Source organism: Pseudomonas sp. 9_2_1 (assembly GCF_059295275.1).
The window spans coordinates 4099361-4123458 of sequence record NZ_CM181239.1 but is presented as its reverse complement, the minus strand read 5'-3'; the positions used below and the strand labels follow the sequence as shown (position 1 = coordinate 4123458).

The 24098-nt window shown below is 63.3% G+C and carries 25 protein-coding genes; 15 read left to right on the top strand and 10 right to left on the bottom strand.

Annotated features, from left to right (window positions below; all coding sequences use genetic code 11):
* Positions 1-26: 26 nt before the first annotated feature.
* Positions 27-1898, top strand: a complete 1872-nt coding sequence (locus AC5O5I_RS18620; protein ID WP_172220699.1) for a SurA N-terminal domain-containing protein — start codon at positions 27-29, stop codon at positions 1896-1898.
* Positions 1899-1970: 72 nt separating this feature from the next.
* Here AC5O5I_RS18620 and AC5O5I_RS18615 read toward each other — a convergent pair whose 3' ends face one another.
* Entirely contained in the window at positions 1971-3011 is a 1041-nt protein-coding gene (locus AC5O5I_RS18615) for a patatin-like phospholipase family protein (protein WP_494511304.1), read from the bottom strand.
* A 176-nt stretch (positions 3012-3187) separates the two neighbouring features.
* Here AC5O5I_RS18615 and AC5O5I_RS18610 point away from each other — a divergent pair, with 176 nt between their 5' ends.
* The 3 genes from AC5O5I_RS18610 (at position 3188) to AC5O5I_RS18600 (ending at position 5135) form a co-directional block, all read left to right on the top strand.
* On the top strand, positions 3188-3466 hold the full coding sequence (locus tag AC5O5I_RS18610) for a hypothetical protein (protein WP_172220705.1): 279 nt from the start codon (positions 3188-3190) through the stop codon (positions 3464-3466).
* A gap of 14 nt (positions 3467-3480) precedes the next feature.
* Positions 3481-4260, top strand: a complete 780-nt coding sequence (locus AC5O5I_RS18605) for a CHAD domain-containing protein (protein WP_172220707.1) — start codon at positions 3481-3483, stop codon at positions 4258-4260.
* A gap of 77 nt (positions 4261-4337) precedes the next feature.
* Positions 4338-5135: an acyl-CoA thioesterase gene (locus tag AC5O5I_RS18600; RefSeq protein WP_494511303.1), complete on the top strand. Its 798-nt coding sequence runs from the start codon at positions 4338-4340 to the stop codon at positions 5133-5135.
* 17 nt (positions 5136-5152) lie between these two features.
* Here AC5O5I_RS18600 and AC5O5I_RS18595 read toward each other — a convergent pair whose 3' ends face one another.
* The 3 genes from AC5O5I_RS18595 to AC5O5I_RS18585 all read right to left on the bottom strand — a co-directional run bounded on the left by AC5O5I_RS18595 (position 5153) and on the right by AC5O5I_RS18585 (position 8136).
* Positions 5153-5521 carry an Mpo1-like protein gene (locus tag AC5O5I_RS18595; RefSeq protein WP_494511302.1) on the bottom strand — a complete coding sequence of 123 codons (369 nt, stop codon included), beginning with the start codon at positions 5519-5521 and terminating at the stop codon, positions 5153-5155.
* Positions 5522-5596: 75 nt separating this feature from the next.
* Positions 5597-7075 carry a methyl-accepting chemotaxis protein gene (locus AC5O5I_RS18590; protein WP_494511301.1) on the bottom strand — a complete coding sequence of 493 codons (1479 nt, stop codon included), beginning with the start codon at positions 7073-7075 and terminating at the stop codon, positions 5597-5599.
* A gap of 266 nt (positions 7076-7341) precedes the next feature.
* On the bottom strand, positions 7342-8136 hold the full coding sequence (locus AC5O5I_RS18585; protein ID WP_494511300.1) for a TatD family hydrolase: 795 nt from the start codon (positions 8134-8136) through the stop codon (positions 7342-7344).
* Positions 8137-8293: 157 nt separating this feature from the next.
* Here AC5O5I_RS18585 and AC5O5I_RS18580 point away from each other — a divergent pair, with 157 nt between their 5' ends.
* From AC5O5I_RS18580 to greB, 4 genes are all read left to right on the top strand, one after another.
* Positions 8294-9700 (top strand): MltF family protein, encoded by a 1407-nt coding sequence (locus tag AC5O5I_RS18580; RefSeq protein ID WP_494511299.1) that lies wholly within the window; start codon positions 8294-8296, stop codon positions 9698-9700.
* Between the two features lie 113 nt (positions 9701-9813).
* Positions 9814-10251 (top strand): DoxX family protein, encoded by a 438-nt coding sequence (locus AC5O5I_RS18575; protein ID WP_172285676.1) that lies wholly within the window; start codon positions 9814-9816, stop codon positions 10249-10251.
* A 250-nt stretch (positions 10252-10501) separates the two neighbouring features.
* The gene (locus AC5O5I_RS18570; protein ID WP_172220740.1) at positions 10502-10810 is read left to right on the top strand and encodes a hypothetical protein; all 309 of its coding nucleotides are present in this window, start codon (positions 10502-10504) and stop codon (positions 10808-10810) included.
* An 11-nt stretch (positions 10811-10821) separates the two neighbouring features.
* On the top strand, positions 10822-11295 hold the full coding sequence (gene greB / locus AC5O5I_RS18565; protein WP_172220743.1) for a transcription elongation factor GreB: 474 nt from the start codon (positions 10822-10824) through the stop codon (positions 11293-11295).
* A gap of 44 nt (positions 11296-11339) precedes the next feature.
* Here greB and AC5O5I_RS18560 read toward each other — a convergent pair whose 3' ends face one another.
* On the bottom strand, positions 11340-13847 hold the full coding sequence (locus AC5O5I_RS18560) for an ABC transporter permease (RefSeq protein ID WP_494511298.1): 2508 nt from the start codon (positions 13845-13847) through the stop codon (positions 11340-11342).
* Entirely contained in the window at positions 13847-14530 is a 684-nt protein-coding gene (locus AC5O5I_RS18555; protein ID WP_172285674.1) for an ABC transporter ATP-binding protein, read from the bottom strand. Before AC5O5I_RS18555 ends, AC5O5I_RS18560 begins: the two co-directional genes overlap by 1 nt.
* A 10-nt stretch (positions 14531-14540) precedes the next feature.
* Between AC5O5I_RS18555 and AC5O5I_RS18550 the strand changes: the two genes are divergently transcribed.
* The 3 genes from AC5O5I_RS18550 (at position 14541) to AC5O5I_RS18540 (ending at position 16585) form a co-directional block, all read left to right on the top strand.
* A complete protein-coding gene (locus AC5O5I_RS18550) occupies positions 14541-15146 on the top strand; it encodes an arylesterase (RefSeq protein ID WP_172231727.1) in 606 nt (201 codons plus the stop codon).
* Positions 15147-15204: 58 nt separating this feature from the next.
* On the top strand, positions 15205-15495 hold the full coding sequence (locus tag AC5O5I_RS18545) for a hypothetical protein (RefSeq protein WP_494511297.1): 291 nt from the start codon (positions 15205-15207) through the stop codon (positions 15493-15495).
* 112 nt (positions 15496-15607) lie between these two features.
* A complete protein-coding gene (locus tag AC5O5I_RS18540; protein ID WP_172285673.1) occupies positions 15608-16585 on the top strand; it encodes a L,D-transpeptidase family protein in 978 nt (325 codons plus the stop codon).
* Positions 16586-16718: 133 nt separating this feature from the next.
* Here AC5O5I_RS18540 and oprI read toward each other — a convergent pair whose 3' ends face one another.
* Positions 16719-16970, bottom strand: coding sequence for an outer membrane lipoprotei OprI (gene oprI, locus AC5O5I_RS18535; protein WP_003259780.1), 252 nt, complete (start codon positions 16968-16970; stop codon positions 16719-16721).
* A 506-nt stretch (positions 16971-17476) separates the two neighbouring features.
* On the opposite strand from oprI, the gene AC5O5I_RS18530 reads away from it, so the two are divergent.
* Complete coding sequence (locus tag AC5O5I_RS18530) at positions 17477-17758, top strand: GNAT family N-acetyltransferase (protein ID WP_016500542.1); 282 nt, start codon at positions 17477-17479, stop codon at positions 17756-17758.
* 58 nt (positions 17759-17816) lie between these two features.
* Here AC5O5I_RS18530 and AC5O5I_RS18525 read toward each other — a convergent pair whose 3' ends face one another.
* On the bottom strand, positions 17817-18893 hold the full coding sequence (locus AC5O5I_RS18525) for a 3-deoxy-7-phosphoheptulonate synthase (protein WP_172285672.1): 1077 nt from the start codon (positions 18891-18893) through the stop codon (positions 17817-17819).
* Between the two features lie 232 nt (positions 18894-19125).
* Between AC5O5I_RS18525 and AC5O5I_RS18520 the strand changes: the two genes are divergently transcribed.
* The 3 genes from AC5O5I_RS18520 to cysB all read left to right on the top strand — a co-directional run bounded on the left by AC5O5I_RS18520 (position 19126) and on the right by cysB (position 21801).
* Positions 19126-20073: a putative 2-dehydropantoate 2-reductase gene (locus AC5O5I_RS18520; protein ID WP_494511296.1), complete on the top strand. Its 948-nt coding sequence runs from the start codon at positions 19126-19128 to the stop codon at positions 20071-20073.
* A 127-nt stretch (positions 20074-20200) separates the two neighbouring features.
* On the top strand, positions 20201-20698 hold the full coding sequence (locus AC5O5I_RS18515; RefSeq protein WP_172233833.1) for a universal stress protein: 498 nt from the start codon (positions 20201-20203) through the stop codon (positions 20696-20698).
* 128 nt (positions 20699-20826) lie between these two features.
* Entirely contained in the window at positions 20827-21801 is a 975-nt protein-coding gene (cysB, locus tag AC5O5I_RS18510) for an HTH-type transcriptional regulator CysB (RefSeq protein ID WP_016485905.1), read from the top strand.
* A gap of 39 nt (positions 21802-21840) precedes the next feature.
* Here cysB and AC5O5I_RS18505 read toward each other — a convergent pair whose 3' ends face one another.
* A complete protein-coding gene (locus AC5O5I_RS18505; RefSeq protein WP_172233260.1) occupies positions 21841-22575 on the bottom strand; it encodes a phosphoadenylyl-sulfate reductase in 735 nt (244 codons plus the stop codon).
* 80 nt (positions 22576-22655) lie between these two features.
* A complete protein-coding gene (gene pabB, locus AC5O5I_RS18500; RefSeq protein ID WP_494511295.1) occupies positions 22656-23999 on the bottom strand; it encodes an aminodeoxychorismate synthase component I in 1344 nt (447 codons plus the stop codon).
* Positions 24000-24098: the final 99 nt, after the last annotated feature.

Here is a 24098-nt window from a genome sequence, read left to right as displayed (position 1 = left end):
GTGGTACAGCCGTTTCTGGGGGACGCATGCTGCAAAATATCAGGGACAATTCACAAGGTTGGATTGCCAAGACCATCATCGGCCTTATCGTCGTATTGATGGCGTTGACCGGTTTCGAAGCTATTTTCCAGGCCGCCACCCATAGCCAGGACGCCGCCAAGGTGAACGGCCAGACCATCAGCCAGAATGAGCTGAGCCAGGCGGCCGACATGCAGCGCCGCCAGCTTGTACAACAACTGGGCAAGGACTTCGATCCGGCGCTGCTGGATGACAAATTGCTGCGCGAAGAGGCACTCAAGGGGCTGATCAGCCGCAAGTTGCTGCTGCAAGGCGCCGAAGATGCCAAGTTCGCTTTCTCCGAGGCTGCGCTGGATCAGGTGATTCTGCAGACGCCGGAATTCCAGGTGGACGGCAAGTTCAGTGCCGACCGTTTCGACCAGGTCATCCGCCAGATGGGCTATGGCCGCATGCAGTTCCGCGACATGCTCGCTGAAGAAATGCTCATCGGCCAGCTGCGCACCGGCCTGGCTGGCAGCAGCTTTGTCACCGACCAGCAGGTCGATGCCTTTGCCCGCCTGGAAAAGCAGACCCGTGACTTCGCATCGCTGACCTTCAAGGCCGATCCGGCTGCGGTCAAGGTCAGCGACGAAGAGATCAAGGCGCACTACGACCAGCACGCCAAGGAGTTCATGTCGCCTGACCAGGTGGTGATCGACTACATCGAACTGAAGAAGTCGGCGTTCTTCGACCAGGTCAAGGTGACCGACGAGGAACTCAAGGCCCAGTACGAGAAGGAAATCGCCAACCTCGCCGAGCAGCGCCATGCGGCGCACATCCTCATCGAGGTCAACGACAAGGTCACCGACGCCCAGGCCAAAGCCCGCGCCGAAGAGATCGAGCAGCGCCTGGCCAAAGGTGAAGACTTTGCCGCACTGGCCAAGGAGTTCTCCCAGGATCCAGGTTCGGCCAATAGCGGTGGTGACCTCGGCTTCGCCGGCCCGGGGGTCTACGACCCGGCGTTCGAAGATGCCCTGTACACGCTGCAAAATGGCCAGGTATCGGCGCCGGTACGCACCGAGTTCGGCTACCACCTGATCAAGCTGCTGGGCGTGCAGGCGCCGGAAGTGCCAAGCTTCGCCAGCCTCAAGGACAAGCTGACCCGCGATCTGAAAACCCCGCTGGTCGAGCAGCGTTACGTCGACGCCAGCAAGCAGCTGCAGGATGCCGCCTACGAGGCTTCCGACCTGGGCCAGCCGGCTCAGGACCTGAACCTGAAAGTGCACACCTCTGCAGCCTTCGGCCGCGAGGGTGGTGAAGGCATCACTGCCAACCGTTCGGTGGTGCAGGCGGCGTTCTCCGAAGAAGTGCTGGATGAGGCTGCCAACAGCACCGCCATCGAGCTCGACCCGGAGACCACCGTGGTGCTGCGCGTCAAGGAGCACCGCAAGCCTGAACAACTGCCGCTGGAAGCCGTGGCCAGCAGCATCCGCGAACACTTGGCCAAGGAGAAGGCGACAGCCGAGCTCAAGGCCAAGGCGGACAAGCTGATTGCCGGCCTGCGTGATGGCTCCATCGCACCAGGTAGCGTGCACGAAGGGCAGGGTTGGAAGGCTTATGAAGCCGTCACCCGGGGCGAGGACGGTATCGACCCGGCCGAACTGCAGGCGCTGTTCCGCCTGAACAAGCCGCAAGCCAAGGACAAGCCGGTGTACGGCAGCGTCGTGCTGCGTGACGGTAGCCTGGTGGTGTTGCAGCTCAAGGGTGTCAACGAAGGCGCAACCGCCACCGACGAAGAGAAGCAGCAGATCCGCCGCTACCTCGCGTCGCGTGCTGGCCAGCAAGACTTTGCGGCCTTCCGCAAACAGCTGGAAGCCAATGCGGACATCACCCGTTACTAAGGTGATCGCTGCATGAAAAAGCAGGCCGCCCAGTGCGGCCTGTTTCGTTTCTGTCGCCAGTGCAGGCTGGCTCTAGCGTTTCATCCCTTCATAACTGTCCAGCGTATCCCGTGCAATCTCCCGCCCCAGGGCAATCAGCTCCGGTGCCTTGTAGAACTCGAAAAACCGGCACACGCGCTTGGGCACGTTGATCAGCACATCCGGTGGATAGCCGGCAATCTTGTACTGCGCAAGCGAGGTCTGCATGACCTCGAAGCTCTGGTTGATCAGGTCCAGCAGTGAGGCGGGCCCGACGTTGTCGATGATGAACGAGCCGGTCGCCGATTTCGGCGCGCCCTCGCGCTCGGGTGCCGCCGCCGGCTGCTGAGTGTCCGGGTCGGCGGCATCGCTCAACCAGGGGCTGGGCGGTGCCAGCCCTTCGGCGACGATTTCCTGTTCGATGCGGATCAGTTCCTCTGCCGGCTTGCGCCGGAACGGCAAGCGCGAACCCAGCGAGCTGAGCAAGGCATCGAAGCGCATCTTGAACGCCGCCGGGCGTTCGATCACCGGCAGCTGATACTGCTTCTGGTTCGTGGCGTTGAGGTTGACCGCGATGATCAGGTCGCAATGGCTGGACACCACCGGCACGATCGGCAACGGGTTGAGGATGCCGCCGTCGACCAGCATGCGGTTGCCTTGCATGACCGGCGTGAACAGGCTGGGAATGGCTGCCGAGGCACGCATGGCCTGGTGCAGGCAGCCTTCCTGGAACCAGATTTCCTGCTGGTTGGTAAGGTCGGTTGCAACCGCCGTGTAGGGAATGCGCAGTTGCTCGATGTTGATCTCGCCGACGATCTTGCGGATCTGCCCGAACACCTTGTCGCCGCGGATGGCGCCAAGGCGAAAACTGACATCGACCAGGCGCAGTACATCCAGATAGTCGAGGCTCTCGATCCAGTTGCGGTAATGCTCCAGTTTGCCCGCGGCATAGATGCCGCCAATCACCGCGCCCATGGAGCAGCCCGCTACGCAGGCAATGTCATAGCCGCGTCGCTCGATTTCTTCGATCACGCCAATGTGTGCATACCCCCGGGCACCGCCCGACCCCAGTACCAGTGCAACGCGTTTACTCATGAACATTCCCCGGCCAGTGCAACCATGGTCCTACAATGCACCTATCGCCACCTGTGCTTCAATGTAGCTCGCACTGAGCTACTGTGATAATGCTGGCCAAGTGAAGCAGCCGATCAGGGCACTTTTCAACAGCAGGGGCGTCAAATCGCCAACTTTTTACCTTTGAGGTGTCACCGATGAAAGCTTGGATCTGCCTTCCACTGATTGCCTTGGCCCTTGCTGGCTGTGCGGGCAAGACGGCCTACCGGGACAGTTGCGCAACCCAGCTGGATGCCGCCTGGAAGGAGCTGGACCTGGCCAAGTCCGAAGGCTTTGCCGGTGCCGTGAGTTACTCCAAGGCGTTGTCGCTGTTGACCGGGGCCAAGACCCAGCAGCAGTTCGAGGGTTACGAAAGCTGTACCCGCAAGGCCGAGAAGGCGCGTTTCTACATTCGTGAATCGCGCGCCGGGCGCTGACCAAGGAGCGTCTGATGTCTGCCATGCTCGATCACGTGGTTGCCCAGGTACTGGCCCTGCAAGTCCGTCTGCTGGCCTGCAGGGAGCGCCTGGCCGCCGATACTGACAGCGAGGCCTTGCACGATCTGCGCACCACCCTGCGGCGCCTGCGCAGCCTGCTGCGGCCATTGCGCGGGTTGCCCGGGGTGGAGCAGTTGGAGGAAGCCGCCAGTTCGTTGGGTACCCTGACCACGCCGTTGCGTGACCGCGAGGTGCTCGCGGCCGAGCTACTGGGGCGTGGTTACACCGGAGCCGGACAGCGACGCCTGGAAGGGCGTGGCAGGACCTTTGCCAGTGTTGCTGCCAGCCCCCAACTTACCAAGGTGCTGGCAATCGTCGACGCGTTTCCGCTGTTCCTGCGTGCGGCGGGCCGCGAGGGCCTGGTCAAGTCACTCGACAAGCGTATCGACAAACGCCTGGTCAAGCAGTGGCGCAAATTGCACCACGCCTTGCAGGACCCGGCCCACGATCGCCACCGCTTGCGGTTGTTGATCAAGCGCGCGCGTTATGGTGATGAGGCCTACCCGCAGCTCGACCATGCCGGCAATAAGCTGCAGCGATTACTGAAAAAGGCTCAGGGTGACCTGGGTGACTGGCATGACCGCCTGCAATGGTTGCTGCAAGTGCGCGACCATGCCGACCTGGCGCCGTGCAAAGTGGCCTGGGAGCGAGAACTGCACGAAGCCGAGCGTCAGTCGGATGTGACGCTGGATGCCCTGCAACAGGCACTGGCGCGGCGCCAGCCCGACAAATGACCGATATGCGGGCTGATCGCCAGGCGTTTGCTGGCTAGGATGGGCAGACCTTTTTCGCTGCAGGCAGGAGCCGGCCTATGAACTTCAATCAACTGCTCGACGCCGTGCGCGCCAGCCCCGAGTCGGTCAGCGTTCCACCCAGCTGGGCTCAGGGCCGGGCGGCCTTTGGCGGGCTGATGGCGGCCATGGTCTATGAAGCCATGCGCCTGAAACTCTCCGACAGCCGCCCTGTGCGCTCGCTGGCCATCAGTTTCGTGGCGCCGGCTGCGGCCGATGTGCCAATCCGTTTCGAGGTGGAGGTGCTGCGTGAAGGCAAGGCGGTCAGTACCTTGCTGGGCCGCGCCGTTCAGGAAGGCCAGGTGGTGACCCTGGTACAGGGTAACTTCGGGGCAGGGCGGCCTTCCACGGTTGAGGTACCGGCGCTGCCGGCCATGGACATGAAAGCCCTCGACGAGGCGGCCCCCGAACTGCCCTATATCAAAGGCGTAACCCCGGAGTTCATGCGGCATGTGGCGTTACGCTGGGCGGTGGGCGGGTTACCATTCAGTGGCAATCAGTCGCGCAAGATGGGCGGCTGGGTGCGCTTGCGCGACGTAGCCGAGGAACAGGTCACGGAGGCCCACCTGCTGGCGCTGGTCGATGCCTGGCCGCCGAGCCTGATGCCATTTCTGAAGCAGCCTGCGGCGGGCAGCACACTGACCTGGACCATCGAGTTCATCCAGCCCACGCCGACGCTGTCCACACTGGACTGGTGCCGTTATTGCGTAGAAACGGAGCATGCGCGAGACGGCTATGGACATGCTGCAGCAGCCCTGTGGACGGCCGAGGGCGAGTTGCTGGCCTTGAGCCGGCAGACTGTGACCGTATTTGCCTGAGCCCGCTACTGCTGCAGTCAATCGCGGTGCTTGTGCCGCTCCCGCCAGGCTTTCCACCAGCTCCCGCTCAGCACGAAGCGCGGAAAGGTGATGAACTGCTCGGTCAGCAGCCGCTTCACGGCGTCCTGGCGATTGGCGAACGGCTCGGGCTGCTCGGCCTCCAGGCGATGACCGTGGCGCTGCAGGCCCAGGCCGGCGATCAGGGCGATGATGCCAACGGCCAGTTGGCTCAGATCGAGGCCGAACAGGCCGGACAGCACCAGCAACGCACCCAGGATGAACAGTGGCACGGCAATCAGGTGCAATACCAGATTGGCCGGGTGACGGTGATTATGGTGGTAGCCGCGCCATTGCCAGGCGCGCAGGTTGGGCAGGCGTTTGCTCATGGGCATATCCTCTCGGTCATGCCCAAAGCTTAGTGCTGCCGCCGGCCTGGGGCCAATCAAGCCGGCCTATCGCGACTATAGCTTGAGCTGGCCAATGACTTTGTTCAGCTGTCCCGCCAAGGTCGCCAGTTCGGTGCTGGTGTTTGCCGAGCCCACCGTCTGCTGCACGGTCTGCTCGGTCACGTCGCGAATACTCACCACGGCGCGGTTCATTTCCTCGGCCACCTGGCTTTGTTGCTCGGCGGCCACGGCGATCTGGGTATTGCTTTCGCGCATCTGGGCCACCGCGCCGGTGATTTCAGCCAGCGCTGCACCGGCTTCCTGGGCCTGCCTGACGCAGTCGTCAGCCTTATACGAGCTTTCCTGCATGAATTCCACCGCATCGCGGGTGCCTGACTGCAAGGCCGAGACCATTGTGGTGATCTCGTCGGTGGAGGTTTGCACGCGCCTGGCCAGGTTACGCACCTCATCGGCCACCACTGCAAAGCCGCGGCCCAGGTCACCGGCGCGCGCCGCTTCGATGGCGGCGTTGAGCGCCAACAGGTTGGTCTGTTCGGCGATGCTGTGGATCACGCTGACCACGCTGTTGATCTTCTGGCTGTCTTCGGCCAGCTGGCGAATCATTTCGGCGGTTTGCTGCACGCCGCTGGACAGCCCGGAAATCGAATCCTGCACCCGGCTGACGACCTCCTGGCCACTGCCTGCCAGGGTGTCAGCGGTTTGCGACAGGTCGCGGGTGGCGCCGGCGTGCTGGGCAATATGGTGCACCGTCGCGGACATTTCGTTGATGGCTGTGGCGGCCTGGTCAGTCTCGCTCTGCTGGCCGAGCATGCCGTGGCGCACGTCGCTCATGCTGGCAGCCAGGCGTGCGGCGCCCGAGTCCAGTTGTGCTGCGGTGTGGGCGACGGTACTGACCACGCGGTGATAGGTGGCCTGCATGGCGTTGAACGCCCCGGCCATCTGGCCGACCTCGTCGCCACAGGCCAGGGGTACCCGGGCAGCCAGGTCACCGGTTTTTTCCACGTGCAGCATCACGTCCTTGAGGGTGTTGAGCTGGCTGAGCAGGAAGCGGATCAGCAGCTGCGAGGCGCCAAGCATGGCCAGCATCAGGATCAGCACGCACACCGCGTAGTTGCTGAAGCGCTCGAGGAAGACCTGGCGCAGGCTTGGCGACTGGGCCAGCACGGCGATTTGCTGATCACCGTTGCGTAGCACCTGCGCGCCGCGCAGCGGATTGTCGCCAAGGATCCAGGGGCCAGGCAGTTCGACCCAACCCTGGCCGTTACGCAGGGCGTCGAGGGCATTGCCGGCGAAGGTCGGCGTTTGCCCGGCGGACCATCGGATGACGTTGGCCGGCTGCGGCAGTGCTTGCCCAGCTGGCCAGGCCGCCAGCAGCTGGGCTTGTGCCGCCGCCTGTGCCTGGGCGGCTTCGGCGCGGGCGCGTTGCTCAAGGTGCACGGCGTAGAGCACCAGCAGCAAGGTCGTGACAAAGGCCACCGCGTTGACGGCCCAGAACTTGTACTTCAGGGAAACATTGCTAAGCCAGGCACCCATGGGCAGGTCTTCTCTGAGTTGAGCGGAAACAATATTGGCAAGGTGCCATCATTGTGCCTGTCCAATTCAGAGGCTTTGTTGATATGCATCAAGAGCTTGTAGGAACAACTGTCTTGCGCAAAATTTAAAAAAGCGTGCGTGATCCCTGTGGGTGCGGGTTTACCCGCGAATGCGGTGGCGGCGGCAGCGGTGAACGGCCAGGAGAAACTGGCCGCCGGGTCAGGCCCATTCGCGGGTGAACCCGCGTATGCAGGGTGGGTCAGATTTCAGATCTGGAAGAACGCCCGCGCAGTGGCAGTGGTATGCGCCGCCGTGTGCTCGATCGACTCACCCCGGTGCAAGGCCACCTCGCGCAACACCTCGGGCAGGAACGCCGGTTCATTGCGCCCGCTCTTCGGCTTGGGCCGCAGGCTACGCGGCAGCAGATAAGGCGCATCGCTCTCCAGCATCAGCCGCCCCTCGGCAATGTTGCCTACCAGCGGGTGCAGGTGGGTACCGCGGCGCTCGTCGCAGATCCAGCCGGTAATGCCGATATGCAGGTCCATGTCCAGGTAGGCAAACAGCGCGTCGCGCTCACCGGTAAAGCAATGCACCACTGCGCCGGTCAGGTGATCACGGTACGCCTTGAGGATCGCCAGCAAGCGCTCGTTGGCGTCGCGTTCATGCAGGAACACCGGCAGGCGCAGTTCGGCCGCCAGGGCCAGCTGTGCTTCCAGAGCTTTTTCCTGCAGTGGGCGAGGGGAGAAGTCGCGGTTGAAATCCAGGCCGCATTCACCCACGGCGCGCACACGGGGTTCGTTCAACAGTTGCCGTAGCCGGCCCTCACTGCCGGCATCCCAGGCCTTGGCATCGTGCGGGTGTACCCCCGCCGTGGCGAAAAGGTGCTCGCCGCACGGATCCAGTTGCTGGCACAGTTCCAGCGCCTGTTCGCTGACGTCCAGGCTGGTGCCCGTAAGCACCATTTGCGTTACCCCGGCTTCGAGCGCGCGCTCGACGATAGCCGCCTGTTGGTCGCGGAAACTGCTGTTGGTCAGGTTGACGCCGATATCGATCAGTTGCATGGTGCTACCTCGTGCCGCGGGGCGGCCAGCATAGCAAACATCTCGTTTTTCTGAAAAAACCAAGAACTTCATGCTGTTGCCGTGGTCTTTTACTGTCATTTATCACTTGGCGGTGCAAACCATGGATGCTGCCCACCGACCACGGACACGTTCTCCCATGCTGCGATGCTGGCTCATCTTGCTGCTCACGCTCGGGCTGGCCCTGACCGGTCCGGCCTATGCGCGCTTGCCAGGGCCGCAGCAGAACATTCCGCCTGCCAAGGTCCGTGACCTGCAACAGATCCGCACCAGCAAGGTGCTGCGGGTGCTGGTCAATCAGAGCCGCAACAGCTCGGGCGAGGTCAAGGGCGAGCCGGTGGGTGTCGAGTACTATCGCCTGCGCGCACTGGAACATTACCTGAACGCCCGCGCCGAGGATGGCCAGCATATCCAGCTGAAACTCATTCCGCGGGCCAAGGAGCAGTTGCTGGGCGCCTTGCAACGGGGCGAGGGTGACCTGGCTGCGCCAGGCGAGCTGCTCGACCCCAGCGTGGTGCGCGGCGTCAGCAGCACTGCGCCGATACTCGACCAGGTGCCGTTGATGCTGGTGGGGCGTAAAGGTGAACGTAGCTTCAGCAAGGTTGAACAGCTGTCCGGGCGTACCGTGGCCCTGACCAGCGCCAGCGCCGGCGGCCCGCTGATCCAGCAGCTCAACCAGCAGCTGGCGCTGCGCAAGCGTGCGCCGATCAAGGTGGAGTGGGTGGACTCGACGCTGGCAGTAGAGGATGTGCTGGAGATGGTGCAGGCCGGCATCTATCACCTGACTGTGGTCGAGCAGCCGATCGCCCGGCGCTGGGCGCGGGTCATGCCGCGCCTGCGCCTGGACAGCCGCGTGCACCTTGGGGCGCCGCAGGCCATGCGCTGGTATGTGGGAAAAGATGCGCCGCAATTGCTCGCCAGCGTTGATCGCTTCCTCAAGGGCTATCGTGCGCCGGACAATCAGGACGCTGCATTCGAGCGCATCTACCGCCGCCAGTATCGGGTGCACAACCCTTTGGCCAGCAAGGACCGCCAGCGCTTGGCCTCGGTGCGGGCGGTGCTGCAGAAGCATGGCGCGGCGCAGCAGATCGACTGGCTCAACCTGGCTGCGCTGGCCTTCAAGGAGTCGACGCTCAACCCTGCTGCGCGCGGCAGTGGTGGGGCCCATGGCCTGATGCAGATCACCCCGTCTGCAGCCCAGCGCGTGGGCGTGAGCAACACCGCCACGGTAGATGGCAATGTCCAGGCCAGCGCCCGCTACCTGGCGCTGATCCGGCGCAAGTTCTTTGCCAGCCCCAGGATCAACGAGCGTGAGCGCATGGCCTTTGTGCTGGCGGCCTACAACCTTGGCCCTGAGCGCGTTCAGGCCATGCGCGCCGAAGCGCGGCGGCGCGGCCTCAACGGTAACCAGTGGTTCTTCCAGACCGAGCGCGTTGCCATGGAGCAGGTGGGCATGGGGCCGGTCAATTTCGTCAACAGCGTCAACAAGTACTTCTTGGCGTTCAATCGCGAGCGCGCCGTGCTGGAGCGCGTAGTGAGGCGCTGACAAATCGATTTATTCGATTCTTATGTTAGATATTTCGCGATTTTCATATCTGACTAATCGATTATCATGGCGTCCATTCCAACACAGACTCTCCGTTTCAAGGACGCTTCGACATGAACAACGCTACCCTCAACGCCCTTTTCTCTACCCGTGCTGGCGCTGGCCTCAGTTTTATCCGCATCCTGGTTGGCCTGATCTTCATGGCGCATGGTGCACAAAAGCTGTTCGGCCTGTTCGGGGGCTACGGCCTGGAAGGCACCGGCCAGTGGATGGAAAGCATTGGCCTGGCCCCGGGCTACCTGATGGCGCTGCTGTCTGGCAGTGCCGAATTCTTCGGCGGCGTGGCTCTGGTGATCGGTTTGCTGGCGCGCCCGGCGGCCCTGGCCCTGAGTGTCACCCTGGTGGTGGCGATTTTCTCCGTGCACATCGGCAATGGCCTGTTCATGTCCAACAATGGCTATGAATTCGCCCTGGCCCTGCTGGCCGGCACCGTCGCGGTCATGATCGAAGGGGCAGGGCGCTTCTCGCTGGACCGCCTGATCGCCCGTTGATGAGCTGCAAGTCATAGCTGCAAGCCCCAAGCGAGAGCTGGCCGCGTGTTGCCCGCTCTTGCTTTGTGCTTGCAGCTTGTAGCTTGCAACTTGCAGCTCCTCGCTCTAGCATACCGCCTGCGCCGATTTAAACAGCTACTTGCGGGGCGCAGGATGGCCCTCCCAAGGTCTCCGAAATACCGCTAAAGCGCTGGTTCGGTGACGCCTCCCACCGCTGCCCAGCGGGATTCGCGAGGCGGAGAGAAGCACCATGAGTTGCCCACGTACCAGTGTCTGTTTGAGCCCTTTGCCTGCCAGCCAGGCGTCCCGCACACCGCGCATCCTGCTCGGCGGCCAGCATCAGCCCACCCTTTTGCGTCACCTCGAAGGTCTGTCCCGGCGCAAGGGCCAGGCGCGTGCATTCCTGATCCAGTTCGCCGATGCCTGCTGCCACCTTGCGCAGTACGGCAATGACCGTTTTGACCTGGCGGTGATCCAGGCCCCGGCGCCGGAGGTGGCCGCCGATGTCATCGGTCATCTGACCCGCATTGCGCGCCAAGGCCTGATTACCCGCCCCTGAGGAGCGCGCCGTTGAGCACCAATATCATCACCACCGCAGGCCATGAGGCGCTGAAGAAAGAGCTGGACCACCTGTGGCGGGTGTATCGCCCGGAAATCACCCAGAAGGTCGCCTGGGCGGCGTCGCTGGGTGATCGCAGCGAGAACGCCGACTACCAGTACAACAAGAAGCTGCTGCGCGAAATCGACCGCCGGGTACGTTACTTGCGCAAGCGTCTCGAGGACGTGAAGGTGGTTGCCTATTCGCCGCAGCAGGAGGGCAAGGTGTTTTTCGGTGCCTGGGTAGAGATCGAGAACGACGAGGGCGATACCAAGAAGTTTCGCATCGTCGGCTATGACGAGATTCACGGGCGCAACGACTACATCTCGATCGACTCGCCCATGGCCCGTGCCTTGCTGAAGAAGGCGGAGGGCGATGAGGTGGTGGTGCAGACGCCTACCGGTGAAGCAACCTGGTATGTGAGCGGCGTCAGTTACGATCAGTGAATTGATGCCGCCTGTGCCGGCCTCTTCGCCGGCACAGGCAGCCCTCAACTTTCCCGCAACACCGCCAGCGGGCTGGCATTCAGCGCCCGTCGCGTGCCCAGCACCCCCGCACCACCCACCAGCAGCGCTCCTGCCAATGGCAGTACCAGCAACCACGGATGTGGGCTCCATTGCAGGTCGAAGGCATAGCGGTACAGCACCAGGGTAATCAGCTCACAGCCCACGGCAGCCAACAGTCCGCTGGCCGCGCCCAGCAAACCGAACTCGATACGCCTGGCCTTGACCAGCAATGGCCGTGCCGCCCCCAGCGCGCGCAACAGTGCGCCCTGGCGAATGCGTTCGTCCAGCGTTGCCTGGAGGCCGGCGAACAGCACCGCCAGCCCGGCCGCCAGCACGAACAGCAATACGTATTCGACGGCCAACGTCACCTGGGCGAGGATGCTGCGCAACTGATCGAGCAGCGCATCCACTTGCAGAATGGTCACCGCCGGGAACGCCCGCGACAGCGCCACCACGTCCACGTCATGCCCCGGCGCCAGGTAGAAGCTGGTCAGGTAGGTGGTCGGCAGCCCCTGCAGCGTGCCGGGCTGGAAGATCATGTAAAAGTTCGGCTGGAAGCTGTCCCAGTGCACGCTGCGCAGGCTGCTGACCCGTGCCTGGCGTTGCTGGCCGCCGATGTCGAAAGTCAGCACGTCACCCAGCTGGACTTCAAGGCTGCGGGCCAGCTCCGCCTCTACCGACACACCGGGAGTCTCCTCGCCTGATGGCAGCGCCTGCCACCAGTTGCCGGCGGTGAGGGCGTTGCCAGCCGGCAGCTCGGCGGCCCAGGTCAGGCTGAGGTCGCGCTGCACCGCCCGCTCGCCCGCCGAATCCTTGCTGACCAGCTGTTGCACCGGTTGATCGTTGATTTGCACCAGGCGGCCGGGGGTTACCGGGTACAAGGGGGCGGAGGCGGCGTTGACCTGGTGCAGGCGCTGGGCAAACGGCTCGCGGTCATCCGGCAGAATGTTCAGGGCGAAGTGGTTGGGCGCATCCTTGGGTAGTTGCGCTTGCCAGGTGTCCAGCAGTTCGGCGCGCAGCAGGGCGACCAGTGCCATGGCCAGCAGGATCAGCCCGAAGGCCAGGGCCTGGCCGGCGGCGGCCGTAGGGTGGCGTAGCAGTTGGCCTAGCCCCAGGCGCCAGGCCAGTGGGGCGCCGGCCAACAGCTGGCGCAGGCTGCGCAAGCCGAGCAGCAGCAGCCCGCCGAGCAGCAGCGCGGCGACCAGGCCACCCCCCAGCAGGGCGAAGGTGAGCAGCAGATCAAGGCTCAGGCGCCACATGATCAGGCCCAGGGCAAACAGGGCGGCGCCATACACCACCCAGCTGCTGGGCGGAATTGGCAGCAGGTCGCGGCGCAGCACCCGCAGCGGTGGTACTTGCCCCAGTGCGGCAATGGGCGGCAAGGCGAAGCCGGCCAGGGCCACCAGCCCGGTACCGATACCGGCCAGGGCGGGGACGATGCCGCCAGCGGGTATCTCGCTGGGCAGCAGGCCGTGCAACAGGCGGAACAGGCCCAGCTGGGCCAGCCAGCCGAGCAGGGCGCCGGCCAGCGCTGCGACCAGCCCGAGCATGGCCAGTTGCAGGCAGTACAGGCCCAGCGCCTGGCGACGCGAGAGGCCCAGGCAGCGCAGCAGAGCGCTGGCGTCCAGGCGGCGTGCAGCATAACGGCTGGCCGACAAGGCCACGGCGACTCCGGCCAGCAGCACGGCCACCAGGCTGGCCATGTTCAGGTAGCGTTCGGCTTTGCCCAAGGCTCCGCCAATCTGCTGGTTGCCATCGCGGGTGTCACGCAGGCGCTGGTTGGCGGCGAGGTCTTTTTCCACGGCCTGGCGGTACCTGGCCAGCGCCTCGGTATCGCCGCGCCACAGGTCACGGTAGGTAACCCGGCTGCCCGGCTGGATAACGCCGGTGGCCTCCAGGTCAGCCAGGTTCATCATCACCCGTGGGGTAAGGCTGTAGAAATTGTTGGCACGGTCCGGTTCGTAGGTCAGCACGCGGCTCATGCGCAGGGTCTTCAGGCCCACGTCGATGCTGTCACCTACCGACAGCCCCAGTGCCGCCAGCAGGCGCGGTTCGACCCATGCCTCGCCCGGTGCCGGGCCGCCGCCTGGGGTTTCCTCAGCGTAGGGTGCCGGCGCGCTGCGCACTTGCCCGCGCAATGGGTAGGCGCCATCCGCCGCCTTGACGCTGGACAGCTGGATGCCATTGTCACCGCCCACAACGCTGGTGAACTCGACCACCTGGGCGTGGCGCAAGCCAAGCGCCTTGCCGGCATCAAGCTGCTGTTCGCGAGCTGCAGCGCTGCCCTGCAGCACCAGGTCGGCGCCGAGGAACTCGCTGGCGCGCAGCTGCATGGCGCCATTGAGGCGGGCGCCGAAATAGCCGATCGCGGTGCTGGCCGCCACCGCGACCAGCAGGGCGAAGAACAGCACGCGCACTTCGCTGGCGCGAATGTCGCGCAGCAACTGGCGCAGCGCCAGGCCGCACAGGCGGGACAGTGGCATGTGCTTCATCAGGCCACCACCGGCGCCACAAGGCGGCCTGCGTCCAGGCGAATCTGGCGCCGGCAGCGCCGGGCCAGGCGTTCATCGTGGGTGACCAGTACCAGGGTGGTGCCGCGCTCCTTGTTCAGCTCGAACAGCAAATCGCTGATGCGCTCACCGGTGTGGCTGTCGAGGTTGCCGGTGGGTTCGTCGGCGAACAGCACCGCTGGCTGCGCGGCGAAGGCGCGGGCGATGGCCACCCGCTGCTGTTCGCCCCCCGACAGCTGGCGCGGCGTGTGGCTCAGGCGCTGGCCCAGGCCGACGCGTTCGAGCAGGGTGCGGGCGTGTTCGCGGGCGTCGCGGCGGCCGTCCAGCTCCAGTGGCAGCATGACGTTTTCAAGTGCATTGAGGCTGTCGAGCAGCTGGAACGACTGGAACACGAAGCCGACATGTTCGGCGCGTACGCGGGCGCGCTGGTCTTCATCCAGCGGCCCCAGTTCGTGGCCGGCCAGGATGACCTTGCCGGCGCTGGGCTGGTCGAGGCCGGCGAGCAGGCCAAGCAGGGTCGACTTGCCTGAGCCCGACGCACCGACGATGGCCAGGCTGTCGCCCTGGGCCAGGTCGAGCGAGAGCGCATGAAGGATGGTCAGGTCACCTTCCGCGCTGGGGACCACTTTGCTAAGGTGCTGCGCAACGAGAATGCTGGGGCCCATGGAGAATCCGATGCGAGTGTGGTGGTTGAGTGCCGGTCTGGCCTTGTATTGCCTGGCCCAGAGCGCGGTGGCGGGAACACTGCTGGTTGTGGGCGATAGTATCAGCGCCGGTTTTGGCCTGGATACCCGCCAGGGCTGGGTCTCTCTGTTGCAGACCCGGCTGCGCGATGAAGGTTTCGATGAAAAAGTGGTCAATGCCTCGATCAGCGGCGACACCAGCGCAGGTGGCCAGGCGCGGTTGCCGGCGCTGCTTGCAGCGCATAAACCAAGCCTGGTAGTGCTGGAACTGGGCGGCAACGATGGGCTGCGCGGGCAGCCGCCCGCGCAATTGCAACAAAATCTTGCCTCGATGATTGAAAGCGCGCGCCAGGCCGGCGCCAAGGTAGTGTTGCTGGGCATGCGCCTGCCGCCCAATTACGGGGTGCGCTATACCACGGCGTTTGCCAAGGTGTATGAGCAGCTGGCAGCGGACAAGCAGGTGCCCCTGGTGCCGTTTTTCCTGGAAGGCGTGGGCGGCGTGCCGGAATTGATGCAGGCCGATGGTATCCATCCGGCCCAGGGTGCCCAGCAGCGCTTGCTGGAAAATGCCTGGCCGGCGATAAAACCCTTGCTGTGACGCTTTTAACGAGGGCGGCTTTCGGATAATGTTGCGCCCCCCGTTTCGAGTGCCCCCGATGCCGCGCCCTGCCTGGTCCCTGTTTGCCTACCAACTGATCGAGCCCGACGAGCAGCTCGACCTGTTCGCCTGCCAGGAAATCCGCGTTCACCTGGTGGCCCGTCAGCTTGAGCTGGGTGTGCCTGTCGACCGTACCTTGTGCGGTGGCCTGCTGCCAGCGCAGCCGCGCTGGTCGGGGGTGTCACGCTCGATCTATCGCGATGGCCGCCTGTGTGACCTGTGCCGTGCCATCCTCGATGCTCAACGACGCGGCATGCGCCCGGTCTGGCCAGAGCTGCACGGCAGCTGAACGACAGGCACCTTTCATCATCTGAAACGCTTGCAATGCGCCAATGCCTCCCGCTTGCATCGGTGCGGGTGTACAATCGATCCTCTTGACCACCTTTCGAAGGATTTACCGGATGTTGCCGCGCTTTCCTGCCGTCACCCGTAGCCTGTCCCTGGCCGCTCTGCTGGTAGCGGGCCCCGCTGCTGCGCTGGAGCTGCCACTGCCACCGCCCGGTGAAGACATCGTCGGCCAGGTGCAGGTGATCAAGGCGAAGTACGAAGATACCTTCGCCGACATCGGCACTGCCAACGACCTTGGCTACCTGGAAATGATCGCCGCCAACCCTGGGGTCGACCCCTGGCTGCCAGGCGCGGGCACCGAAATCATCCTGCCGACCCGCTACGTCCTGCCTCCGGGGCCACGTGAAGGCGTGGTCATCAACCTGGCCGAGTACCGCCTGTACTACTACCCGAAAGGGCAGAACGTGGTGCATACCTTCCCGCTGGGCATTGGGCGCGAGGGTTGGGGTTCGCCGATCGCCAATACCAAGATTACCGCGAAGACCCCGAACCCTACCTGGACGCCGCCTGCGTCGATCCGTGCCGAGCACGCCGCAGAGGGTGACATCCTGCCGACCGTGGTGCCGGCCGGCCCGGACAACCCGCTGGGGCCGTTCAAGTTCACCCTGGGCGTGCCGGGCTACCTGATCCATGGCTCGAACAAGAAGTTCGGCATTGGCATGCGTACCAGCCACGGTTGCTTCCGCATGCTCAACAACAACGTGCTGGAACTGTCGAAGATGGTGCCGGTCGGTACGCCGGTGCGCATCATCAACGAGCCGTACAAGTTCGGCATCAGCGCTGGCAAGGTCTATCTGGAAGCGCACACGCCGCTGGATGACCAGGGCAACCCGTCGGTGGTCGACAAGCACACCGCTGTTATCAACGCCTTGCTCAAGCGCGAAGACCTGGCCAATAACCTGCGCATGAACTGGGACATGGTGCGTGACGTGGTGGCTGCAGAAGACGGCATGCCAGTCGAGATTGCCGTGCCGGTGGAAAACCAGGGTGGCGCGCCGATGGTTTCGAGCATCCCGGCAGAACTGCAGTAAGGTTTTTTGCGACACGTCCGGGCCTGCCTTAGTGCAGGCCTTTTCGTATCTGGCCGGTGCATCCGGGTGTTGCGCAGGCAATAAAAAAGCCGACCCACAAGTGGGTCGGCTTCATAACAATCCGTGAGGATTATTACTTGCGGCTGGCTTTGTCCAGCATACGCAGAGCGCGCTCGTTGGCTTCGTCAGCGGTCTGCTGAGCCTTCTGAGCGGCAGCCAGTGCGTCGTCAGCCTTACGGTAGGCTTCGTCTGCACGAGCTTGAGCGCGAGCTGCTGCGTCTTCAGTCGCAGTCAGACGAGCTTCGGTTTCTTTGGATACGCTGCTGCAACCGGTAGCCAGAACTGCGGCCAGAGCCAGAGCAGAGAATTTCAGAACGTTGTTCATCGTGTTCCCCTTCAAGGACTTTCTATTAAATAGCCATCTCTCGGAAAAGAGAAACTGGCCGGCGTACATAGTACCCATTACTTGTAGTAAGTAAACTGACTCAGCGCAAGAACTGCAAAAAAAATGTTGCTTGACGTCGCGCCGACAAGATTTGCTACTCCGCTGTGAAAAAATCGTGCAGGGTTCGCAAGCGCTTGTAGTACAGAAACTTTTTTGTTGAACTAAGGGTGACTTTAACTGTCCTTCAGCGTCTTAAGCCCTACAACATCCGGCGGCTGTTGCGCGCGCAGGGAAGATCAGTGCTGATGGCGTTTTCGCCATTTTTAAGCGCTGCCACCTTGAGCAATCACGCTTGCGGCGCCTACTATCTTGTCAGTGCCGCAGATCCGAACCATTGCAATCGTTGAGTGGTCGAAGGGGCAACAGGTGGCGTAGAGGATTCTGTGCCGGATAAATCACCATCGGTTAAGGTATGGGTCTGCCGAGAAGACCTGCGAGGAGTAGTGATGAGCGAAGCGCTGACCATCCACCATGACCAGGCCGGTCATCAGTTCGAGACCACCGTGGACGGTCATCGTGCCTATCTGACGTATATGGATCTGGGCAAGCAGACGCTGGATATCTATCGCACCTTCGTGCCCAATGCCTTGCGCGGCCGCGGAATCGCTGCCGCATTGACCGAGCGGGCGCTGGAATACGCCGAGCAGATGGGTTACACGGTGATCCCGTCATGCTCCTATGTAGAGCGCTACATGGAGCGCCAGCAGCGGCATTCGAGCAAGGCTTGAATCGGTAATTCCGGATTTGAAATAAAAAGCGGGGCCGCGTTGCGGCCCCGCTTTTTATTCAGCCGCGTTTACGCTGCGGCAGCACATCCTTGAGCTTGGCATGCATGCTGCGCAGGGTCTTTTCGGTCGCGGACCAGTCGATGCACGAGTCGGTGATGGAAACACCGTACTGCAGTTCGTTCAAGTCTTTCGGAATCGACTGGCAGCCCCAGTTCAGGTGGCTCTCGACCATCAGGCCGATGATCGACTGGTTGCCTTCGAGGATCTGGTTGGCAACGTTCTCCATCACCAGCGGTTGCAACGCCGGATCCTTGTTGGAGTTGGCGTGGCTGCAATCGACCATGATGTTGGCCTTGATTTTGGCCTTGGCCAGGTCCTGTTCGCACAGGGCGACGCTGACCGAGTCGTAGTTCGGCTTGCCGTTACCGCCGCGCAATACCACGTGGCCGTACGGGTTGCCTTTGGTGGTGACGATCGACACGCCGCCTTCCTGGTTGATACCCAGGAAGCGGTGCGGTTTGGAAACCGACTGCAGGGCGTTGATGGCAACGGTCAGGCCGCCGTCGGTGCCGTTCTTGAAGCCGACCGCCGAGGACAGGCCCGAGGCCATCTCGCGGTGGGTTTGCGATTCGGTGGTGCGGGCGCCGATCGCCGACCAACTGATCAGGTCTTGCAGGTATTGCGGGGAAATCGGGTCGAGCGCCTCGGTGGCGGTCGGCAGGCCCATCTCGGCCAGGTCCAGCAGCAGCTGGCGACCAATGTGCAGGCCATCCTGGATCTTGAAGGAGTCATCCAGGTACGGGTCGTTGATCAGGCCTTTCCAGCCAACGGTGGTGCGCGGCTTTTCAAAATACACACGCATGACCAGGTACAGCGTATCGGACACTTCTGCGGCCAGCACCTTCAGGCGCTCGGCGTATTCGTGGGCAGCCTTGATGTCGTGGATGGAGCAGGGGCCGACCACGACGAACAGGCGATGGTCCTTGCCGTCGAGGATATTGCGCACCACTTCACGGCCGGCAGTCACGGTCTGCAGGGCCTTGGCGCTGAGGGGGATTTCCTTCTTGAGCTGATCGGGGGTGATCAGGGTCTCGTTGGAGGCAACGTTCAAGTCATCGATCGGTAAATCAGCCATCGTGTTACTCGTCAGGTCACGGGTGCCGGCCGCCAACTATCCCCGTGCGGCCCAGCAGCAAGAATAATCGCAGCGGGGAGCAGAACCTTAGCGCGTTACAGGTGGCGCGACAATGGGCTTTGCCCCGTCAGCGTGGGGTTTTTCCCTGATGGCGCGGGTTTGCCACGCATGGGCTGCCCAGCACTGCGCAACCTGTGTAAAAAGGGGGCTGACTTTATACCTGGAGATCGGCATGCATCTGCACGCACCGCGCATCGGCATCATCGGCAGTGGCGCAATCGGCGGCTTTTATGGGTTGATGCTGGCTCGGGCCGGCTTCGATGTGCATTTTCTGTTGCGCAGCGATTACCAGGCCGTTCGTGAGCACGGGCTGGCCGTGGACAGTGCGGTGCACGGTGCGCTGCAGATGAAGGTGCAGGCCTATGCCGATGCCACCGACATGCCGCCCTGCGACTGGTTGCTGATCGGTGCAAAGGCCACCAGCAACGACCAGCTGGCACCGTTGATCGTGCAAGCGGCTGCGCCTGGCGCCAAGGTGCTGCTGTTGCAGAATGGCCTGGGCGTGGAAGAGCAACTGCGCCCGGCCCTGCGCAGCGACATGCACCTGCTCGGTGGCCTGTGCTTTATCTGTGTCAACCGGCAGGCGCCCGGCGTAATCCGCCACCAGGCCTTGGGTGCAATCAACCTGGGTTATCACAGTGGGCCGGCCGCTGATGGCGGTGCTGCGCTGGTCAGCGCAGGCGCGGGATTGTTCCAGGCGGCAGGCATCGACTCGCAGGCAATGCCGAACCTGGCCCTGGCACGCTGGCAGAAACTGGTGTGGAACGTGCCCTACAACGGGCTGTCGGTGCTGCTCGGTGCCAGCACCACGCCGCTTATGGCCGACAGCCATAGCCGCGCTTTGATCCAGGCGTTGATGGCCGAGGTGGTACTTGGCGCGGCGGCGTGTGGCCATGCATTGCCCGAGGGCTATGCCGAGCACCTGTTCCAGGTGACCGAGCGTATGCCCGACTACTGGCCAAGCATGTACCACGACCATGTCTGCAAGCGCCCGCTGGAACTGCAGGCCATCTATGCCGAGCCGCTGGCCCGGGCGCGGGCTGCAGGTTGCAGCTTGCCGCGCATTGAGATGCTGTACCAGGCGCTGGCCTTCATCGATAACGCTGCGCAGCCCCGTTGAGGGCGGCGTCGGGCTCGCCGGGGTGGCGCTGCAGCCCGCGTCCGCAGTGCGCCGGACGGGCAGGCGTGGGGCTGGCGCGCTGCTAAGCTGAAGCTTGCTCTGCCGCAGCGGCAGTCGAGGAGGTCGAATGATTCGCTCCATGCTGTACGCCACCGACCTCGGTGTCTACGCCCCTTTTGTCATGCAGCACGCGCTGGCGCTGGCGCGTACTTTCAATGCCGAGTTGTATGTGATCCATGCGGTGGAACCGATGGGCCAGTTCGCCGAATCCCTCCTGCAAAGTTACCTCGATGAACAGACCCTCGACCAGTTGCACAGCCAGGGGGTGAACACGGTGATGGCCAATATCGAGCAGCGCGTGCTGGAAAACTTTCGTGAAGAGCTGGGTGAGGAGGCTGACCTGGCGGTGATCAAGGCGGTGCGGGTACGCCAGGGCGACCCGGCACAGGTGATCCTCGACCAGGCGCAGCGGTTGAGTGTGGACCTGCTGATTTTCGGTAGCCACAGCGCCGGCGCCGGGGTGGATGTGCCGCTGGGGCGTACGGCGGTGAGGCTGCTCCAGTTGTCGACGGTGCCGGTGTACATGGTGCCGTTGGCGCAGCATTTAGGACGTAGGAAAACATGAAGATGGCCGTAGGCCATTTGTGGCGGTATGTAACAAAATAGTTCTAGATTTATTTCCAGAACCACTAATATAGTTATATATCGTCGCTGCCTGCTGCCGCGGACTCATCGCTGAACCGAGGGGAATCTATGAAGCTTCAACAACTGCGCTACATCTGGGAAGTGGCGCACCATGACCTCAACGTCTCCGCGACGGCGCAAAGCCTGTACACCTCCCAGCCAGGGATCAGCAAGCAGATCCGCCTGCTCGAAGACGAGCTGGGTGTCGAAGTTTTTGCCCGCAGCGGCAAGCACCTGACCCGCGTCACGCCGGCCGGTGAGCGCATCATCAATACCGCTGGCGAAATCCTGCGCAAGGTCGAGAGCATCAAACAGATCGCCCAGGAATTTTCCAACGAGAAGAAGGGCACGCTGTCCATCGCCACCACCCACACCCAGGCGCGCTATGCCTTGCCGCCGGTGATCAGCAGCTTCATCAAGCAGTACCCGGAAGTGTCCTTGCACATGCACCAGGGCTCGCCGATGCAGATTGCCGAGATGGCCGCAGACGGCACCGTCGACTTCGCCATCGCCACCGAGGCGCTGGAGCTGTTCGGCGACCTGATCATGATGCCCTGCTACAAGTGGAACCGTTGCGTGGTGGTGCCGCAAGGTCACCCGCTGGCCAAGCTACCGAAGCTGACCCTGGAAGCGGTCGCCGAATACCCGATCGTGACCTACGTCTTCGGTTTCACCGGTCGCTCGAAGCTGGACGAAGCCTTCAACCACCGCGGCCTGACGCCGAAAGTGGTGTTTACGGCGGCGGATGCCGACGTGATCAAGACCTACGTACGCCTCGGGCTGGGCGTGGGTATCGTTGCCGGCATGGCCGTCGACGCCAAGCTCGACAATGATCTGGTGGCCCTGGATGCCAGCGAGCTGTTCGAGGCCAGCATCACCAAGATCGGCTTCCGCCGTGGTACCTTCCTGCGTGGTTTCATGTGCGACTTCATCGAGAAGTTCGCCCCGCACCTGACCCGTGAAGTAATGGCCAAGGCTATCCAGTGCCACAACAAGCAGGAACTGGAAGAGTTGTTCGCAGGTGTCGAACTGCCGGTGCACTGATTCAGAATCGCAGGGGGGCGCGAAGCGCCCCCGACAATTTCAGGCCTTGCTGATCAGGTTGCCCGCGTGCAACCCGCATTCCTTCTGCGTAGATTCTTCCCACCACCAGCGCCCCTCGCGCTCATGCTGGTTCGGCAGTACCGGCCGGGTGCATGGCTCGCAGCCAATGCTGATAAAGCCGCGCTCATGCAGGCTGTTGTAGGGCAGCTCCAGCATCCGGATATAACCCCACACCTCTGCACTGGTCATCTGCGCCAGTGGGTTGAACTTGTACAAGGTCCGTTCAGGCGTGGAGAACGCACTGTCGATTTCCAGTGCTGCCACCTGGCTGCGGGTGCCCGGGCTCTGGTCGCGGCGCTGGCCGGTGGCCCAGGCACTCACGGTGGACAGCTTGCGGCGCAGCGGCTCGATCTTGCGGATGCCGCAGCACTCGCCATGGCCATCCTTGTAGAAGCTGAACAGGCCTTTTTCCTTGACGAACGGATCAAGCTTGGCGCGGTCGGGGCTGAGGATTTCGATGGGCAGGTTGTACTGCTCGCGCACCTGATCGATGAACCGGTAGGTCTCCGGGTGCAGGCGGCCGGTGTCAAGGCTGAACACCTTGACCTGCTTGTTCAGCTTCCAGGCCATGTCGACCAGCACCACATCCTCGGCGCCGCTGAAGGAAATCCACAAGTCATCGCCAAAGTGCTCGAAGGCGAGCTTGAGGATGTCCTGCGGGGACTTGTTGGCATAGGTCGCGGCCAGGGCGGCGACGTCGAAGGGTAGGCTCATCAGGCGGTTTCCATCTTGGCTGTGGCGCTGTGCGCTCGTAGTGGGGTGATGGTAACAAAAAAAACGCGGGCCAGACGGACTCACAGGCCCTGCAGCGTCTGCATCAGCACCCGTACCTTGGCGATCGATTCTTCATACTCGGCCTGCCACTCGGAGTCGGCCACTACTGCACCGCCACCCCAACAGCTGACCTGCCCGTCCTTGACCAGCAGGCTGCGAATGGCAATCGAGCTGTCCATTTCGCCACGCACGTCCACATACAGCAGCGAGCCGCAGTACAGCGCTCGGCGCGCAGGCTCCAGCTGGTCGATGATCTGCATGGCGCGGATCTTCGGCGCACCGGTGATCGAGCCGCCGGGGAAGCTATCGCCGATCAGGTCCAGGGCGTCCTTGTCGCGGGCCAGCCGGCCGGTGATGCTGCTGACCAGGTGGTGCACATTGGGGTAGCTTTCCAGGCTGAACAGCTCTGGTACCTTCACCGAGCCGATCTCGCAGGTACGCCCAAGGTCGTTGCGCAGCAGGTCGACGATCATCAGGTTTTCCGAGCGGTCCTTGGGGCTGCGTAGCAGCTCCTGGGCATTGCGGGTGTCTTCCCCCGGGTCGCTGGCGCGCGGGCGGGTGCCCTTGATCGGCCGGGTTTCCACCTGGCCCTGGCTGACGCGGATGAAACGCTCGGGAGAAAAGCTCAGCAAGGCGCTGCCGTCGGCCAGTTGCTGGTAGCCCGAGAACGGCGTAGGGCAGGCGTGGCGCAGTGCCTTGTAGGCCTGCCACGGGTCGCCCTGGCAGCGGGCGCGAAAGCGCTGGGTAAGGTTGATCTGATAGCAGTCGCCAGCCTCGATGTAGCGTTGTACCTGGTCGAATGCAGCCTTGTACTGCTCGGGCTGCAGGTCGCCCGCCATCGGGGCGAGCAGCCGGAAGGCGCCGCTCTGCGTCTGGTCGCTGGCTTGGAACAGATTGATCAGGCGGTCGCGTTCGTCACTTGCCAGGCTTGGATGGAACACCAGTTGGCTGGTGCCGTACAGGTGGTCGCTGACCAGCGCCCAGGCATACAGCCCCAACTGTGCGTCCGGCAGGCCGAGGTCGTCCACGGCCAGGCTTGGCAACTGCTCCAGGCGGCGGCCGAAGTCGTAGCTCAGGTAGCCGATCAGGCCGCCGGCGAACGGTAGTTCGCAGCCTTCGGGCAGTTGCGCGTGGCCCAGTTGCGCCAGGCAGGCGCGCAGGCGCTGGAGAAAAACGCGGCCACTTTCATCGGGTTGCGCTTGCAGTTGTTGCAGCGGCCAGGCGCTGAGCAGGTCGAAGCGGCCGCGCTCGGCGCCGGGGCGGGCGCTGTCGAGCAGGATCGCGCCGGGGGCCTGGCGCAGGCGAGCGAAATAGGCGGCAGGGTCGGGCTGGTAGGGCAGGGGGTAGAGCGTACAGGTCGGCATCAGTGTGGACGGCGATGTAAAAGCGAGGAGGGCGATTGTAGACCTGTGCAGGAAAAGCGCCTAGCACTGGGCGCGACATTCAACATTGTGTTTGCCCCA

Bases quoted from the DNA above. Each gene is read 5' to 3' on its own strand.
- AC5O5I_RS18620 (WP_172220699.1), top strand. From the start codon at position 27: ATGCTGCAAAATATCAGGGACAATTCACAAGGTTGGATTGCCAAGACC.
- AC5O5I_RS18615 (WP_494511304.1), bottom strand. From the start codon at position 3,011: ATGAGTAAACGCGTTGCACTGGTACTGGGGTCGGGCGGTGCCCGGGGG.
- AC5O5I_RS18610 (WP_172220705.1), top strand. From the start codon at position 3,188: ATGAAAGCTTGGATCTGCCTTCCACTGATTGCCTTGGCCCTTGCTGGC.
- AC5O5I_RS18605 (WP_172220707.1), top strand. From the start codon at position 3,481: ATGTCTGCCATGCTCGATCACGTGGTTGCCCAGGTACTGGCCCTGCAA.
- AC5O5I_RS18600 (WP_494511303.1), top strand. From the start codon at position 4,338: ATGAACTTCAATCAACTGCTCGACGCCGTGCGCGCCAGCCCCGAGTCG.
- AC5O5I_RS18595 (WP_494511302.1), bottom strand. From the start codon at position 5,521: ATGAGCAAACGCCTGCCCAACCTGCGCGCCTGGCAATGGCGCGGCTAC.
- AC5O5I_RS18590 (WP_494511301.1), bottom strand. From the start codon at position 7,075: ATGGGTGCCTGGCTTAGCAATGTTTCCCTGAAGTACAAGTTCTGGGCC.
- AC5O5I_RS18585 (WP_494511300.1), bottom strand. From the start codon at position 8,136: ATGCAACTGATCGATATCGGCGTCAACCTGACCAACAGCAGTTTCCGC.
- AC5O5I_RS18580 (WP_494511299.1), top strand. From the start codon at position 8,294: ATGCTGCGATGCTGGCTCATCTTGCTGCTCACGCTCGGGCTGGCCCTG.
- AC5O5I_RS18575 (WP_172285676.1), top strand. From the start codon at position 9,814: ATGAACAACGCTACCCTCAACGCCCTTTTCTCTACCCGTGCTGGCGCT.
- AC5O5I_RS18570 (WP_172220740.1), top strand. From the start codon at position 10,502: ATGAGTTGCCCACGTACCAGTGTCTGTTTGAGCCCTTTGCCTGCCAGC.
- AC5O5I_RS18560 (WP_494511298.1), bottom strand. From the start codon at position 13,847: ATGAAGCACATGCCACTGTCCCGCCTGTGCGGCCTGGCGCTGCGCCAG.
- AC5O5I_RS18555 (WP_172285674.1), bottom strand. From the start codon at position 14,530: ATGGGCCCCAGCATTCTCGTTGCGCAGCACCTTAGCAAAGTGGTCCCC.
- AC5O5I_RS18550 (WP_172231727.1), top strand. From the start codon at position 14,541: ATGCGAGTGTGGTGGTTGAGTGCCGGTCTGGCCTTGTATTGCCTGGCC.
- AC5O5I_RS18545 (WP_494511297.1), top strand. From the start codon at position 15,205: ATGCCGCGCCCTGCCTGGTCCCTGTTTGCCTACCAACTGATCGAGCCC.
- AC5O5I_RS18540 (WP_172285673.1), top strand. From the start codon at position 15,608: ATGTTGCCGCGCTTTCCTGCCGTCACCCGTAGCCTGTCCCTGGCCGCT.
- oprI (WP_003259780.1), bottom strand. From the start codon at position 16,970: ATGAACAACGTTCTGAAATTCTCTGCTCTGGCTCTGGCCGCAGTTCTG.
- AC5O5I_RS18530 (WP_016500542.1), top strand. From the start codon at position 17,477: ATGAGCGAAGCGCTGACCATCCACCATGACCAGGCCGGTCATCAGTTC.
- AC5O5I_RS18525 (WP_172285672.1), bottom strand. From the start codon at position 18,893: ATGGCTGATTTACCGATCGATGACTTGAACGTTGCCTCCAACGAGACC.
- AC5O5I_RS18520 (WP_494511296.1), top strand. From the start codon at position 19,126: ATGCATCTGCACGCACCGCGCATCGGCATCATCGGCAGTGGCGCAATC.
- AC5O5I_RS18515 (WP_172233833.1), top strand. From the start codon at position 20,201: ATGATTCGCTCCATGCTGTACGCCACCGACCTCGGTGTCTACGCCCCT.
- cysB (WP_016485905.1), top strand. From the start codon at position 20,827: ATGAAGCTTCAACAACTGCGCTACATCTGGGAAGTGGCGCACCATGAC.
- AC5O5I_RS18505 (WP_172233260.1), bottom strand. From the start codon at position 22,575: ATGAGCCTACCCTTCGACGTCGCCGCCCTGGCCGCGACCTATGCCAAC.
- pabB (WP_494511295.1), bottom strand. From the start codon at position 23,999: ATGCCGACCTGTACGCTCTACCCCCTGCCCTACCAGCCCGACCCTGCC.